The organism is Curtobacterium sp. Curtsp22 (genome assembly GCF_059492135.1).
This window is the reverse complement of record NZ_CP168519.1, coordinates 3,060,018-3,072,905: the sequence shown is the minus strand read 5'-3', so window position 1 is coordinate 3,072,905 and position 12,888 is coordinate 3,060,018. Positions and strand designations below refer to the sequence as shown.

General features: G+C 73.7%; 14 protein-coding genes. 9 read left to right on the top strand and 5 right to left on the bottom strand.

Going from position 1 to position 12,888, the window contains the following annotated elements; genetic code table 11:
• Positions 1-40: 40 nt before the first annotated feature.
• The 5 genes from ACEN8D_RS14915 to ACEN8D_RS14895 all read left to right on the top strand — a co-directional run bounded on the left by ACEN8D_RS14915 (position 41) and on the right by ACEN8D_RS14895 (position 2,778).
• The gene (locus ACEN8D_RS14915) at positions 41-214 is read left to right on the top strand and encodes a CsbD family protein (protein WP_070418037.1); all 174 of its coding nucleotides are present in this window, start codon (positions 41-43) and stop codon (positions 212-214) included.
• A 76-nt stretch (positions 215-290) separates the two neighbouring features.
• A complete protein-coding gene (locus ACEN8D_RS14910) occupies positions 291-1,418 on the top strand; it encodes an Asp23/Gls24 family envelope stress response protein (RefSeq protein ID WP_495601052.1) in 1,128 nt (375 codons plus the stop codon).
• The gene (locus ACEN8D_RS14905) at positions 1,415-1,831 is read left to right on the top strand and encodes an MFS transporter permease (RefSeq protein WP_413400343.1); all 417 of its coding nucleotides are present in this window, start codon (positions 1,415-1,417) and stop codon (positions 1,829-1,831) included. The genes ACEN8D_RS14910 and ACEN8D_RS14905 overlap by 4 nt, the downstream gene beginning before the upstream one ends.
• Before the next feature lie 38 nt (positions 1,832-1,869).
• Positions 1,870-2,055: a hypothetical protein gene (locus tag ACEN8D_RS14900; RefSeq protein WP_070418034.1), complete on the top strand. Its 186-nt coding sequence runs from the start codon at positions 1,870-1,872 to the stop codon at positions 2,053-2,055.
• A gap of 75 nt (positions 2,056-2,130) precedes the next feature.
• Positions 2,131-2,778 carry a gamma-glutamylcyclotransferase family protein gene (locus ACEN8D_RS14895; RefSeq protein ID WP_495601051.1) on the top strand — a complete coding sequence of 216 codons (648 nt, stop codon included), beginning with the start codon at positions 2,131-2,133 and terminating at the stop codon, positions 2,776-2,778.
• Here the strand turns inward: ACEN8D_RS14895 and ACEN8D_RS14890 are convergent.
• The 3 genes from ACEN8D_RS14890 to ACEN8D_RS14880 are packed head-to-tail and all read right to left on the bottom strand — an operon-like array spanning position 2,754 to position 7,521.
• Entirely contained in the window at positions 2,754-3,740 is a 987-nt protein-coding gene (locus ACEN8D_RS14890) for an NAD-dependent epimerase/dehydratase family protein (protein WP_413461611.1), read from the bottom strand. The genes ACEN8D_RS14895 and ACEN8D_RS14890 overlap by 25 nt on opposite strands.
• Complete coding sequence (locus ACEN8D_RS14885) at positions 3,737-6,451, bottom strand: alpha/beta fold hydrolase (protein WP_413461612.1); 2,715 nt, start codon at positions 6,449-6,451, stop codon at positions 3,737-3,739. The genes ACEN8D_RS14890 and ACEN8D_RS14885 overlap by 4 nt, the downstream gene beginning before the upstream one ends.
• Positions 6,448-7,521, bottom strand: coding sequence for a 3-oxoacyl-ACP synthase III (locus ACEN8D_RS14880; protein WP_070419407.1), 1,074 nt, complete (start codon positions 7,519-7,521; stop codon positions 6,448-6,450). The genes ACEN8D_RS14885 and ACEN8D_RS14880 overlap by 4 nt, the downstream gene beginning before the upstream one ends.
• A 160-nt stretch (positions 7,522-7,681) precedes the next feature.
• Here ACEN8D_RS14880 and ACEN8D_RS14875 point away from each other — a divergent pair, with 160 nt between their 5' ends.
• Positions 7,682-8,182, top strand: coding sequence for an RNA polymerase sigma factor (locus tag ACEN8D_RS14875; RefSeq protein ID WP_309776767.1), 501 nt, complete (start codon positions 7,682-7,684; stop codon positions 8,180-8,182).
• Entirely contained in the window at positions 8,179-9,006 is an 828-nt protein-coding gene (locus tag ACEN8D_RS14870; protein WP_309776769.1) for a hypothetical protein, read from the top strand. The genes ACEN8D_RS14875 and ACEN8D_RS14870 overlap by 4 nt, the downstream gene beginning before the upstream one ends.
• A gap of 6 nt (positions 9,007-9,012) precedes the next feature.
• Here the strand turns inward: ACEN8D_RS14870 and rimK are convergent, their stop codons facing one another.
• Positions 9,013-10,206, bottom strand: coding sequence for a 30S ribosomal protein S6--L-glutamate ligase (gene rimK / locus ACEN8D_RS14865; RefSeq protein ID WP_309776770.1), 1,194 nt, complete (start codon positions 10,204-10,206; stop codon positions 9,013-9,015).
• A gap of 64 nt (positions 10,207-10,270) precedes the next feature.
• Between rimK and ACEN8D_RS14860 the strand changes: the two genes are divergently transcribed.
• Entirely contained in the window at positions 10,271-10,753 is a 483-nt protein-coding gene (locus tag ACEN8D_RS14860) for an ATP-dependent zinc protease family protein (protein ID WP_070418031.1), read from the top strand.
• Positions 10,753-11,664 (top strand): serine hydrolase domain-containing protein, encoded by a 912-nt coding sequence (locus ACEN8D_RS14855; protein ID WP_309889052.1) that lies wholly within the window; start codon positions 10,753-10,755, stop codon positions 11,662-11,664. Before ACEN8D_RS14860 ends, ACEN8D_RS14855 begins: the two co-directional genes overlap by 1 nt.
• Before the next feature lie 218 nt (positions 11,665-11,882).
• Here ACEN8D_RS14855 and ACEN8D_RS14850 read toward each other — a convergent pair whose 3' ends face one another.
• A complete protein-coding gene (locus ACEN8D_RS14850; protein WP_413461691.1) occupies positions 11,883-12,776 on the bottom strand; it encodes an alpha/beta hydrolase in 894 nt (297 codons plus the stop codon).
• Positions 12,777-12,888: the final 112 nt, after the last annotated feature.

The following is a 12,888-nucleotide window of genomic DNA, read 5'->3' as shown; positions in this document are numbered from 1 at the left end:
CACCCACCGGGCACGCGCCCGACCGAAGAAAGGACCCGTCATGGGACTCGACGACAAGATCAAGAACGCTGCTCAGGACCTCGCGGGCAAGGCGAAGGAAGCGGTCGGCAAGGCAACGAACGACGACTCGAAGGTCGCCGAGGGCCAGAAGGACCAGGCCGCCGCGAGCGTCAAGCAGACCGGCGAGGACGTCAAGGACGTCTTCAAGAAGTAGGACGCACGAACCGTGTCGGGGCACTCGCCTGGTCGAGTGCCCCGACGCGTTCCGGCGGACCGAACGAGGAGGAACCATGCAGCACGACCCGAATGCGCACACACAGGTCACCGAGGTGGCCCTGCCCGCGGAGCTCACGCAGCCGCTCCCAGACGACGCGAGCACCGTGGCGATCGTGGCCCGGACCGCGGCGGAGACCGCACTGGGCGTCCCCGGCGTGCACCACCTCGGCGGGATCGCCGCCCGCGCCGCCGACCAGCTCCGACAGCAGCTCGGCCGCAGCGCCGGCACCGCTGGGGTGCAGGTCGACGACGAGGACGGCGCGCTGGGCGTGCGGGTCTCCGTCGTCGTCAGCTACCCGCACCCGGTGATCGCCGTCGCGGACGAGGTCCGCAAGCAGGTGACGGCGGCCACGCGCCAGCTCTCGGACGTCCCCACGTCGGTCGACGTGCGGGTGCTCGACGTGCACGGTCCGTTCGACGACGAGCAGTCCCCGCTCGGCCGCGCGGCAGAGGCCACCGGCGACGCGGTCAAGCAGGCCGCGACCGCCACCGCCGACGCCACCAAGCGGGCCACCGACGCCACGGGTGAGGCGCTCAAGGAGGCGGCGACGGTCACCGCGGACGCCACGAAGCGCGCCGCGTCCGCCACGGCCGACGTGACGAAGCGCACCGCCGAGGCGACGGCCGACGTCGCGCGGCAGGCCGCCGACGCCACCCGCGACGCCGCGGAGGCCACCGTCGAGCAGGCCGGCAAGGCAGCCGATGCCACGGCCGACGCCACCCGCCGTGCGGCCGACGTGACCGCCGACGCCACGAAGCGCGCCGTCGACAGCGCAGCCGAGACCACCGGCAACGTCCGGGACGCGGCAGCAGAGGCGCTCGTCCGGTCCTCCGAGTTGGCAGCGGACGCCGCCGACTCGGCGAAGGACGCCGCGGCCGGCGCACGTGACGCCGTCGTCGACACCGTGTCCGAACCTGCTGCCACCGGGTCCGCGGCGCCCGCAGATCGTGCGGCTGCGGCTGCCGAGGCAGCGGAGGACGCTGCCGACGCCGCGGAGGACGCGGCCGCAGCAGCGGCCGAGTCAGCCGACGCAGCCGCACAGGCGGCCGCTGACGACGCGCCGGTCGTGTCGGACGCCGAAGCACCGGTCGTGTCGGACACCGACGCGCAGGCCGGTCGACACCGCCAGGACCGCTCGTGACCACCGCGTGGTCGGGCAACCGCCGGACGAGGGTCCGGCGGCCCCGCCCCCGCGGCGTCTGGATCGCGAGCGGCATCGGCGTCGTCCTGGTCCTCGGGACGTTGCTCGGTGCGTTCCTCCCCCTCGTCGGGTTCCTCGGCGGGGTCACCGCCACCACCGCCGGACTCGTCCCGTTCCCGTTCGTCCGGGTGACGATCGTGGCGCTGCTCGGGGCCGTCGTGGTCCTCGGGCTGCTGCTCCTGGCGTTCACCCGGCGGCACACCACCACGGCGACGATCGCCGTCGTGCTCGCCGTCCTGATCAGCATCGCCGTGACCGCGGTCCCGGTCGTCCTGGTGGCCGTCGGTTCGGCAGACCGTGCCGGAGACGTGTGGCCGATCGTCACGGAGCTCTGGAACCGCTTCACCGGCTGAGGTCCTCGGCCGCCCGCACCACCATCGAAGGAGTCCCCATGCGCAACCGCATCATCCTCATCGGCGCCATCGTCTTCATCGGGTTCTGGTTCGGCGCGCGCGCCACCCGCCCCGTGAACAAGAAGTCGAAGACCCAGACCGCGCGCGAGCTGTGGAACGACCCGCGTTCGCGGAAGGCACGCAAGAAGCTCGGCAAGAAGATCGCCAAGGCGACCAAGCACTGACACCACCGGAGGCGCGGTGCACGTGACCCGATCTGGGTCACGTGCACCGCGCCTCCAGTCCGCTACGGTCGCTCCGTGCGTCGTCTCTCCCCTGCCCAGCGATGGGTCATCGGTCTCGGCGCGTTCGCGCTGCTCTGCTTCGTCGTCGGTCTCGTCGGCCTGGTCGTCGGGCTCGCGAACCGGTACGGATGTCTCGGCGCGGACGAGACCTGGCCGGAGTACCGCTGCACCGGCGACGACTCGGGCATCATCTGGGGCAGCGTGCTCGGCGTCGTCGGACTGCTCCACCTCGGCCTGACCGGACTCGCGGGGGCGATCGTGTGGACGTCCGCGCCGTCGATCGCTCCCCGTCGTCCGCGTCGCCCGGCGCCGAACGTCGGCGTGAACCTCGTCTTCTCGTACGGCACCCTCCGGCAGCCCGAGGTGCAGGAGACACTGTTCGGCGGGCCGGTGCCGACCACGGAGGACTCGCTCCCCGGCTGGCGGCTCGACTGGGTGACGATCACCGACCCCCGCGTGATCCGGACGAGCGGCTCGGACCGGCACCCGATCCTGCGCCGGGGCACCCCGGAGGACCGTGTCGAGGGTGCGTCCCTCACGCTCGGCCACGAGTGGCAGATGCGTGCCGTCGACGACTACGAGGTCGCCGACTACCAGCGCGTCGAGGTGACCCTCGGGTCGGGCGCGACGGCTTGGGTCTACGTCGCCGCCGACGAGGCCTGAGCGGCAGCGAGCCGGCCGAGCCCCTCGTCGATCGACACCGCGGGCGTCCACCGCAGGTCACGACGGGTGCGCCGCTGGTCGAACCAGTGCGCCGTCGACAGCTGCTCGGCGAGGAACCGGGTCATCGGCGGCTCGTCCGCGCCCGGACGCACACGCCAGACCGCCTCGACGAGCGACCCTGCGAACCGGGCCACCCCGGCCGGCACGTGCACTCGCGGCGCCGGGACCCCGGACGCGGTGCAGATCCCGGCGAGCAGGTCCCCGACGGGCCGGGGCTCCCCGTTCGTCACGACGTACGCGTTGCCGTGCACCCCGTGGTCGGCGGCGTGGTCGAGCGCGGCGACCATCGCGGACGCGGCGTTGTCGACGTAGAGCGTGTCGATGAGCGCGGCGCCGGAGTCGAGCAGCGGCAGGCGCCCCGTGCGGGCACGGTCGACGATCCGGCCGACGAGCTGCGTGTCACCGGGTCCCCACACGAGGTGCGGGCGGACGGCGACGACGGCGAACCCGGGGGCGTCCGCGGCGAGAGCGAGCAGCTCGGCCGCGGCCTTCGTGCGGGCGTAGTCGCCGCGGGCCCGCGCGGGCTCGGCGGGTCCGGCGTCCGCGCCGACGAGGGACGACCCGGTGTGCGCGACCGAGGGCGAGGAGACGAACACGAACCGCTCGACCCCGGCGCCACGTGCAGCGTCGAGGAGCGTCCGGGTGCCGTCGACGTTCACGCGGACGAAGTCGTCCGGGTCGCCGGCGAGCGAGACCTTGGCGGCGAGGTGCACGACCGCCTCGATGCCGTCGACGGCCCGGGCCACGGCTGCGGGGTCGGTCATGCTGCCGAGCTGATCCGACACTCCCTCGACCCCGGAGGGCCGTCGCTGGAACGTCCGGACCTCGTGTCCCGCAGCACGCACGGCCGCGGCGGTCGCCTGCCCGAGGAACCCGCTCGCACCGGTGACGAGGACCCTCACGGCCGGACCATCCGTCCACCGGACAGCACCGAGGCCGCCCACCGGGACAGCCGTGCACGGTCGACCTTCGAGTTGTGCCGGATGTCGGTCGGGAGCTCGGGCACCGTCAGCACCGCGGCGACGGGGATCCCCGCGGCGGCCCGGACGGCCCGGGCGAGGTCGGGGGCGGCGAGTGCCGGCCGACGAGTCCGGCGCCCACCGGTCGTCTCCACGACGGCGACGGCCTGCTGCGTGCCGCGGGGCCCGATGCCGGCGAGCCCGGCGCGCCCGACGCCGGGGACGCGCTCGATCCGCTGCTCGGGACCGACGGGCGTGACGACCCCGTCCGCCGTGGTGAGGACGTGCTGCAGGCGTCCCTCGACCCAGAGCCGACCCGCGGCGTCGAGGTGGCCGACGTCACCCGTGCGGTGCCCGCGCGGGTCCGCCACACCGAGTCGCGACACCCGGTTCTGGCGCCAGAGCCGGTCGTACCGCTCGCGGACGTGCGGCGCCGCGACGACGATCTCGCCCGTGACGCCCGGGTCCTCGGTGAGCGCACCGGTCGGCTCGCCGGAGTCGTCGAGCGGGGCGATCCGCACGCGGACGCCGGCGGCGGGGCGGCCCACGCAGATGCCGTCCTCGTCCGGGGCGTCGGCGGCTGCGGCGCGCACACCGTCGAGGTCGACGTCGGTCATCAGCAGCCCCTCGGTCATCCCGTAGGGCGTGTGGGCGCTCGCGTTCGGCATGAGCTCGGTGGCCGCGGCCAGCAGCGCGGCCGACACCGGAGCACCGGCCGACAGGAACAGCCGCACGCGACCGAGCGCCGAACGGTCCGCTGCCGTGAGTGCGCCGGCGGTGGCCACGACGTTCGCGACGGCCGCGGGTGACAGGAACACGACGGTGGCGTCCGCCGCGGTGACCGAGTCGGCGACTGCTCGAGCGGTCAGGGTCCGGGGCGCGGTGACGTCCATGTCGGGTGCGACCGACCGGGCGCCGAGCGCGGGACCGAGGAGCGCGAACGGGGCGAACCCGGCGACGAGGCCGGTGCCGACGCCGATGTCGTACTGCGCCGCGAGGGTGTCGCGGACCGCGCCGAGCTGCCCGTGCGTGTACACGACGCCCTTGGCAGGCCCGGTCGACCCGGACGTGAAGAGGACCGCTGCCGGCGCCTCGGACGACGGCGCACCGGGCAGCGCGGTGCCCCGTGCGAGGCGCTGCGCTCCGCGTCGTGCGACCTCGACGAGCGTGTGCTCGACCCGGAGTGCCCGACGAGCAGGCGCCGGCAACGACACCGTCGCGATGCGCCGACCGGGCCAGCCGAGCGCGCGTGCGGCCCCGAGGCCGGGCAGCGCGCCGATGATCCAGTCGGGACGGGCACCGCGCACCGCACGGGTCAGGCCGCGCAGGCCGAGCCCGGCATCGGCCACGACGACGACCGCCCCGATGCGCACGCTGGCGTACAGGACGGCGGTCAGGTCGGCGCCGGGGGTGACGAGGAGCGAGACGCGGTCACCGGCGCGCACGCCGAGGTCGACCAGTCCGGCCGCGATCTCGTCGACCCGGCGGGCGAGCAACCGCCACGAGACGGTCCGGGGACCGCCGGCGGCGGCCATCTCGACGAGCGCGGCCTCGTCGCTGTCGCGCAGCTCGTGGAGTGCGGCCCAGAGCGGGCGGCGCACGTCGGCGTCGTCGTCGGTGGGGGCCTGGAGGGACGGCTCGGCCCCCACGGGCACGCGACCGTCCGGCAGGTGGTCACCGAGCCACTCGACGACCGTCCCGGCGACGTCGGCGTCGTCCGGCAGCAGGTGCCCGGCGCCCTCGAAGCGGTGGACGTCCGCGTGCGGCAGCCGCTCCGCGAGGTCGTCGAGGTAGCGCTCCAGGAACACCGGGTCGCGCGGCCCCCACATCACGAGGGCGGGGACCTCGAGCGCGGCGACGCCGGCGGCGATCCGGTCGAGCTCGGGTGCGCTCGGGTGGTCGCCGTCGACGGGGATGTCGGCCACGAACCCGCCGACGCCCCCGCGACGGGCCGCCCCGCGGTAGGGCGCGCGGTACGCATCCGCGGTGGGACGGTCGAGCCGCGGGTGGGCGATCGCGAGCGTCGTCTCGAGGAACGCCGGCGTCAGGACCGTGGCACGGCCGAGGAGCTCCGGACGGAGCGCGAGCCGCAGCGGTGCGGGGATCGGGGCGTCGTCGGGCTGGTGCACCGCGGTGTTGCACGTCGTGACGGCCACCACGAGGTCCGGGTGGTCGACCGCCCAGCCGAGGGAGACGACACCGCCCCAGTCGTGCCCGAGGGTGACCACCGGGCCGGACAGCCCGAGTTCGTCGGTCAGCGCGCCGAGGTCCCGCACGCGGTCCGCGAGCCCGTGCTGCACGCCGGTGCGCTCCGAGAAGCCCATGCCGAGCTGGTCGACCGCGACGACCCGCCACGCCGGACCACCGGCGGCGGCGACGTCGAGCGAGGTGCGGAGCACCGACCGCCACAGGTACGACCAGGTCGGGTTGCCGTGCACGCACAGCAGGGTGCCGACGGGTTCCACGCCGAGCGCGGCCAGGGAGCCGGCCGTGTCGAGGAGGTGCCACGAGCGCTCGGGGCGAGCCGCGCCTCCTGGACCCACAGCGGCGGGGACCGTGACGATGCGCGACCAGGCGGGGTCGAGTCCGGGCAGGGGCGGCGGGGGCGTCGCCGGAGCCGTGGCAGCGGCGACGCGCGGGAGGCCGGACCTCACCAGCGCAGTTCCATCATCGCCGTGTTGATGCCGGAGCCGACACCGCCGAGGAACACCCGGTCGCCGGGGCGGATGGCGCCGCGGGCGACCTCGTCCGCGAGGGTGATCGGGATCGACGCCGGACCGACGTTGCCGAAGCGCTCGTACGTCGTCGGGACCTTGTCGCGCGGGACGCCGATGGCCTCGACGAAGGCGTTGGTGTGCACGTCGGAGACCTGGTGGAGCACGTAGCGGTCCATGTCGGCCCAGTCGAAGTGGGAGCGTGCCTCGTTCCAGGCGGCGACGACGAGTTCCATGCCGCCCTTGAGGAGCATCTTCGCGTCGGTGAACATGCCGTCGACGCTGCCGACGCAGAGGTCGTACCACTGGGTCGCCGCACGGGTGACGCCGCCGACGATCCGGTGGCCGCCCGGGTGCATGTCCGCCGGGCCGAGCACGGCCGCGGCGGCGCCGGACCCGAGCGTCAGGCTGGCGAACTCGCTCATGAAGTCCTTGCGGTTGCGGCCGCCCTGGTTCAGGCGCTCGATGGTGTTGAGCTGCACCTGGTCGGCGTCCTCGCCGTCCACCACGAGCGCGTACTTGATCTGACCGGAGTCGATCATGCCCGCGGCGACGCTCATCGCGTTGACGAACCCGAGGCAGGCGTTCGCGATGTCGAAGTTGATCGCGGACGACGGCAGGCCGAGCCCGTGGTGCAGGCGCACGGCGACCGACGGCTCGAGGTGCGGGCGCGTCACCGACGTGTTGATGAGCAGGCCGACGTCCTCGGGGCGGATGCCCGCCTCGGCCATGGCGCGGCGTCCGGCGTCGATGGCGGCGTCCTGGAAGGACTGGCCCTCGCCCCAGTTCCGGCGTTCCTTGACCCCGGCCACGCGCTCGAGGAGCCCCATCGGCAGGCGCAGGCGTCGCAGCACCCCGCGGAGCTTCTCCTCGATGTCGGCCGAGGTGGTCACGCGTTCCGCCACGGTCGTCGCGACCGAGAGCAGCGCGACGTTGTCGTGCTTGGCCGTGGCGTTGCCGGGCCGCTCCGTTTCGGTGCTCGTCGCCTGGTCGACCGGCCGTTCCGTCATGATCGTCACCGACACATACTTCCGCATCTGGCCTGGGTACGCGATCCGGATGCGCTGACAGGCGGGGGACAGTGCACTCCGATCGTGCCCGACACGCCCGGGTGGAACTCGTTTGTCAGGGTCGGGACGCACGCGACACTTCCGGGTGAGAGGGGGAACCGTGGACGCGAACGACGGCAGCGACGTCGACCTGGCCGGTCGACTCGCCCGCGGCGACCGGACCGCGCTGGGCGAAGCGTTCGATCGTCACGCGGCCGCGGTCACCAGGTACGCGTGGGCCGTCGCAGCGTCGCCAGCGGCTGCCACGGAGGCCGTCCAGGACACCTTCGTCGCTCTCTGGGACCGGGCGACCGCACTCCGTCTCGCGACCGACTCGTTGCTCCCCTGGTTGCTCGTCACCTGCCGCGACCACGCTCGGGACGCGTCGGAACCGTTCGCCCCCGCCCGAGGCGCTGCCGAGCACCTCCGCTGGCTGCGGGACGACCTCACCGCCCTGTCGGCGGCCGACCGCGGCATCGTCGAGCGGTGCCTGGTCGACGGCGCGTCGTACACCGAGGCCGCGGACGCCCTCGACCTCACCCCCGTCCCCGTCGTCCCGGGCAGCCGAGCCGCGCGGAGGACCGGACGCACCCGCACCGGGACAGGAGGTGGTGCGCGATGAACACGGAGCCCCCGGTCGGCGATGACCTCCAGCGCATGCTCGTCTCGATGAAGGAGACGGTCCTCTCGCGAGCGGCCGACCGCCCCCGCCGATCTCGGTCGCGCGGACGCATCGGCGTGGTCGCCGGCGTCGTCGCCCTGCTCGGGATCGGCGTCGCCAGCGGCAGCATCGCGCTCGGCATGATCCCGCAGCCGTTCTCCGCGGCGCCGAGCGCGTCCCCCACGGCCCCTGCCACCACGACGCCGACACCGTCGTCGGCCCCGATCGTCGGGATGCCGACACCCACGCCGACCACGACCCGGGCGGCGTTCGCCCTGGACGACCCGACGACGTGGACGATCACGCCCGCGGAGGTCGGGCCCGTCGCGATCGGCGGCACCCTCGATGCCGAGAGTGACGACCTCGCTGCGGCCTACGAGCACCTCGAGTCTCCGTACCCGAACTGCGAGCCGTCCACGCTCTGGGGACGCGACGGCGGGACGACCATCGAGCTCTCGTGGGGTCAGGACCAAGGGGACGACGTCGCCAGCGTGTTCGGGGTCATGGTCGCCGCTCCCGGCGGGATCACACCGTCCGGTCCGGTCCCCGGCCCGACGACGGCTGCCGGGATCGGCGTCGGGTCCACCCTGTCGGAGTTGCGTGCGGCGTACCCGACGCTCGGCACGTACTACAAGCCGACCGACGCGGACGCGTACACGATCTGGTCCGTGCGGGACGATGCAGGGGTGCTGCTGTTCGACGTGGGCGACGACGGACAGCACATCCGCAGCGTGTGGGCGAGCACCGACCCGAGCCAGCCGATCGCGCTCTGCGGCTTCGTCTGACGAGCGTCACGCGTCGGGCTGACGCGGCTCCTTGGGCAGCTTGCGCACCTTCGCGCGGCGCTTCCGGCGCTCGGGGATCATCGAGCGCATCTCCTCGAGCTTGCCGAAGCAGAGCAGGCGGTCACCGGGCTCGAGGGCCACGCCGCTGCGCGGGTTCGGGATGACGCCCGAGCCGCGGTGCAGCGTCAGGACGGTGATGTCGCGGTCCCAGAGACCGGACTCCTTGATGGTCTTCCCGACGAGGTCGGCGTTCGTGTGCACGAGCAGCTCGGCGACGCCGTAGCCGGTCGAGACGGAGAGCCGCTGCCGGACGTCGATCTCGGGGAAGGCCACCTGGTTCGCGATGAAGTCGATGATCGCGCCGGCGATGTCGAGGCCGGTGGCGCGCTCGATGCCCTCGAGCCCCGGGGAGGAGTTGACCTCCATCACGAGCGGCCCGTCGTTGCCCTCGAGCATGTCGACGCCGGCGACCCGCAGGCCCATGATCTGCGCCGAGCGGACGGCGGCCTCTTCGTACTCGGGCGTCAGCGTGACCTTCTCGACGGTCCCGCCGCGGTGCACGTTCGACCGGAACTCGTCGCCGGAAGCGCTCCGACGCATCGCCGCGACCACGCGGTCACCGACGACGAGCGCGCGGATGTCCTTACCGCGGCTCTCCGAGATGAAGCTCTGGATGAGCACGTTCTGCTTCGTGGAGTGCAGGGTCTCGACGATCGACTCGGCGACCTTCGCCTCGGGAGCGAGGATCACGCCGATGCCCTGCGTGCCCTCGAGCAGCTTGATCACGACGGGCGCTCCGCCGACGCGCTCGATCGCCCCGCGGACGTCGGCGCGGCCGTTCACGAACGTCGTCGCGGGCATGCCGATGTCGTGCCGCGAGAGGATCTGGTTCGCCCGCAGCTTGTCGCGCGAGTTCGTGATCCCGTTGGCGGTGTTCGGCGTGTAGACGTCCATCTGCTCGAACTGCCGGACCACTGCGGTGCCGTAGTAGGTGATCGAGTTCCCGATGCGCGGCAGCACGGCGTCGTAGTCGGACAGGAGCTTGCCGCGGTACTGCAGGTCGGGGTCGTCGCCGGTCAGGTCGATCGCGAACCGGAGCGTGTTGAGCACCTTCACCTCGTGCCCGCGGTCGATCGCGGCAGCCCGGAGGCGCTCCGTCGAGTACGCGTGCGGCGCACGCGACAGGATGGCGAGTTTCATCGGGGAGGCTCCGGGGTTGGTATCGACGGCGACGCTCCATCCAAGCATGCGACAGGATGGGCACATGGCCCGAGTACCGAAGTCCCCGAACGGCGGTCTCGTGGTCGCCGGCTGGCGGGAGTGGGCGGCCCTGCCGAGCCTCGGCATCCCGTGGATCAAGGTGAAGCTCGACACCGGTGCGCGCAGCTCGGCGCTGCACGCGTTCGACCTCGAGGAACTCCCCGGCGACCGGGTCCGATTCTCGGTGCACCCCTGGCAGGACACCGACGCCGACGCCGTCACGATCGAGTGCGACGTGCACGACCGGCGCATCGTCCGGAGCTCCACCGGGCACACCCAGGAGCGCATCGTGGTCCTCACCGAGATGTCCCTCGCCGGGCGTGTCTTCGAGGCCGAGGTCACGCTGAGCAACCGCGACCAGATGGGCTTCCGGATGCTCGTCGGCCGCGAGGCCCTGCGCCAGGGCTTCCTCGTCGACCCGGCTCGCTCGTTCATGGCCGGCCGGGCGCCGAAGGAGATCCGCCGCCGCAACCGCGGTCGCGCCTGATGACCGGACCGTCGGGCGCCTCCGGATCCGCCGAGGGCGTCCTCGCGCGCATCGTCGCCGGCGTGGACGCCGAGCGACTCGGGGCGTACGGCGTGCACGTCCGGATCGGCGCCGACGAGGCCGAGCACCGGTGGCGGAGCGACGACCGGGTGAACGTGTACTCGGTGTCGAAGGGCGTCTGCGCGCTGGCGATTGGCATCGCAGTCGACGCGGGCCTGCTCACGCTCGACACCCGTGTCCCCGAACTCCTCCCCGACGTCCCGCTCGGCGACGGCGTCGAGGCCGTCACCGTCCGGCATCTGCTCACCATGACGAGCGGCATCGACTTCGCGTGGTTCGGCGACGAGGTCGTGCCGTGGCCGGACCTCGCTGCCGAGATGCTGCGCCGCCCCACGGACGGCCCCGGGGCGGTGTTCCGGTACAGCGACGCCAGCCCGTACGTCGCGATGCGCATGCTCGGCGCGGTCGTCGGCGACGTACGCGACTGGCTCCTCCCTCGCCTGTTCGAACCGCTCGCCATCCACAACCCGCAGTGGCACCGGTGCCCGCTCGGCTGGATCGTCGGCGGCAGCGGACTCGAGCTCCGGACCTCCGAGCTCGCGCGCATCGGCACGCTGCTGCGCGATCGTGGGCGATGGGGCGCGGCCCGGATCGTCCCGGCAGCGTGGGTCGACCGGATGCACACGGACTGGGTGACGACGGGCGGCGGTGCACCCTTCGAGCGCTACGGACTCGCGGTGTGGGACGGCCCCGGCGAGACGTGGCGGCTGGACGGCAGGTACGGCCAGTACGTCGTCGTGGACCAGGCGCGGGACGCCGTCGTGACGATCACCGCCCACGAGGAGACGAACGACCACCGGCTCGCCGAGCTCGCCGCCGACGCAGTGCGCGGCGCGCGCGGGATCCGCTGAAGTCGTCCGCGCGGTGACCGTTCCGGTTCGCGGATCCCGGGGATCGTGAACCGGAACGGTCACCGACGGGACCGGGAACGGCCGTGGGCCGGACCCATGGGCGGTCGGGCGGTGGGCCCCACCCGCCGGTACCGGCGTGACGCGCCAGCGGCACGACGGCCGAGACGGGAGGGACGGTGCGGGGCCGACCCGCGCCTCCAGGCCGCCGTCGGCGCGGGTCAGGCCTGCAGGTGCCGGCCCAGGAACCGCAGCTGCTGCGGCGCGAGCCGCCGCCAGTAGGCGGTGGTGTGCCCGCCCGGCTCGAACCCGCCGGCCGGTGCGGTCGCGAAGCCGTCGACGTACGCGCGCACGGCGGGCTCGAACCCGTCGCCGGTGCCACAGTCGACGCGGACCGCGACGCCGTCGAGGGACGACTGTCGGCCGAGCACCGTGTTCGCGGCGAAGTCCGCGGGGTCGTCGAAGGCGCCACGTGCCGTCTCCCCCGCCGACCGCCACAGCGCGGGGCTGATCGCGGAGACCGCACGCACCCGCGCCGAGCCGAGCGCGCCGGCGATGTGGAGCGCGCCGTAGCCGCCCATCGAGTAGCCGGTGAACGCGAGCCGCGCGGTGTCGAACCCGCGGCGGGCGAGCAGCGGCAGGAACTCGTCGACGACCATCGCGACCGGGTCGTCGCCGTCCGCGCGGCGGTGCCAGTAGCGGTTGCCGCCGTCGACCGCGGCGATCGCGAACGGCGCTCCGCCCGCGGCGACGTACGCGGCGAGGAACCGGTCGTAGCCGAGGTGGGAGCCGAAGAAGTCCGCGTGGTCGTCGCCGTAGCCGTGCATGGCGACGGCGATCGGCAGGGGGCCGTCGGAGTGCGGCGCGGCGATCGTCCAGCCGACCTCGAGGCCCTTCCGAGCGCGCGACGAGAACGACCCGGACACGGTCGGCACCGGCGTGACGTCGGGGACGGTGCCCGCCGGTCCGTCGAGGCCGAGCACGCGGTACATCGTCGAGCGGCCGGGGAGCAGCCGGAGGTTCACGGCCTCCGCAGCGGCACCGGCCACGACGACCGCGGCGCCGCCGGCGAGGAGGGAGCGGCGGGTGATCCGGGCCGCGCGCGAGCTGGTCATGCGAGGGGGACGATGCCGTCCGCGGTCACACGCGTCGTCACGAAGGTCGAGGGGATCCGGTGCACACCGGGCAAGCTACCGAGTCGGGTACCGGAGCACCTCGGGTACACGC

Excerpts from the sequence above, each read along its gene's own strand:
- ACEN8D_RS14915 (WP_070418037.1), top strand. The coding sequence starts at position 41 with ATGGGACTCGACGACAAGATCAAGAACGCTGCTCAGGACCTCGCGGGC.
- ACEN8D_RS14910 (WP_495601052.1), top strand. The coding sequence starts at position 291 with ATGCAGCACGACCCGAATGCGCACACACAGGTCACCGAGGTGGCCCTG.
- ACEN8D_RS14900 (WP_070418034.1), top strand. The coding sequence starts at position 1,870 with ATGCGCAACCGCATCATCCTCATCGGCGCCATCGTCTTCATCGGGTTC.
- ACEN8D_RS14880 (WP_070419407.1), bottom strand. The coding sequence starts at position 7,521 with ATGACGGAACGGCCGGTCGACCAGGCGACGAGCACCGAAACGGAGCGG.
- ACEN8D_RS14870 (WP_309776769.1), top strand. The coding sequence starts at position 8,179 with ATGAACACGGAGCCCCCGGTCGGCGATGACCTCCAGCGCATGCTCGTC.
- rimK (WP_309776770.1), bottom strand. The coding sequence starts at position 10,206 with ATGAAACTCGCCATCCTGTCGCGTGCGCCGCACGCGTACTCGACGGAG.
- ACEN8D_RS14860 (WP_070418031.1), top strand. The coding sequence starts at position 10,271 with ATGGCCCGAGTACCGAAGTCCCCGAACGGCGGTCTCGTGGTCGCCGGC.
- ACEN8D_RS14855 (WP_309889052.1), top strand. The coding sequence starts at position 10,753 with ATGACCGGACCGTCGGGCGCCTCCGGATCCGCCGAGGGCGTCCTCGCG.
- ACEN8D_RS14850 (WP_413461691.1), bottom strand. The coding sequence starts at position 12,776 with ATGACCAGCTCGCGCGCGGCCCGGATCACCCGCCGCTCCCTCCTCGCC.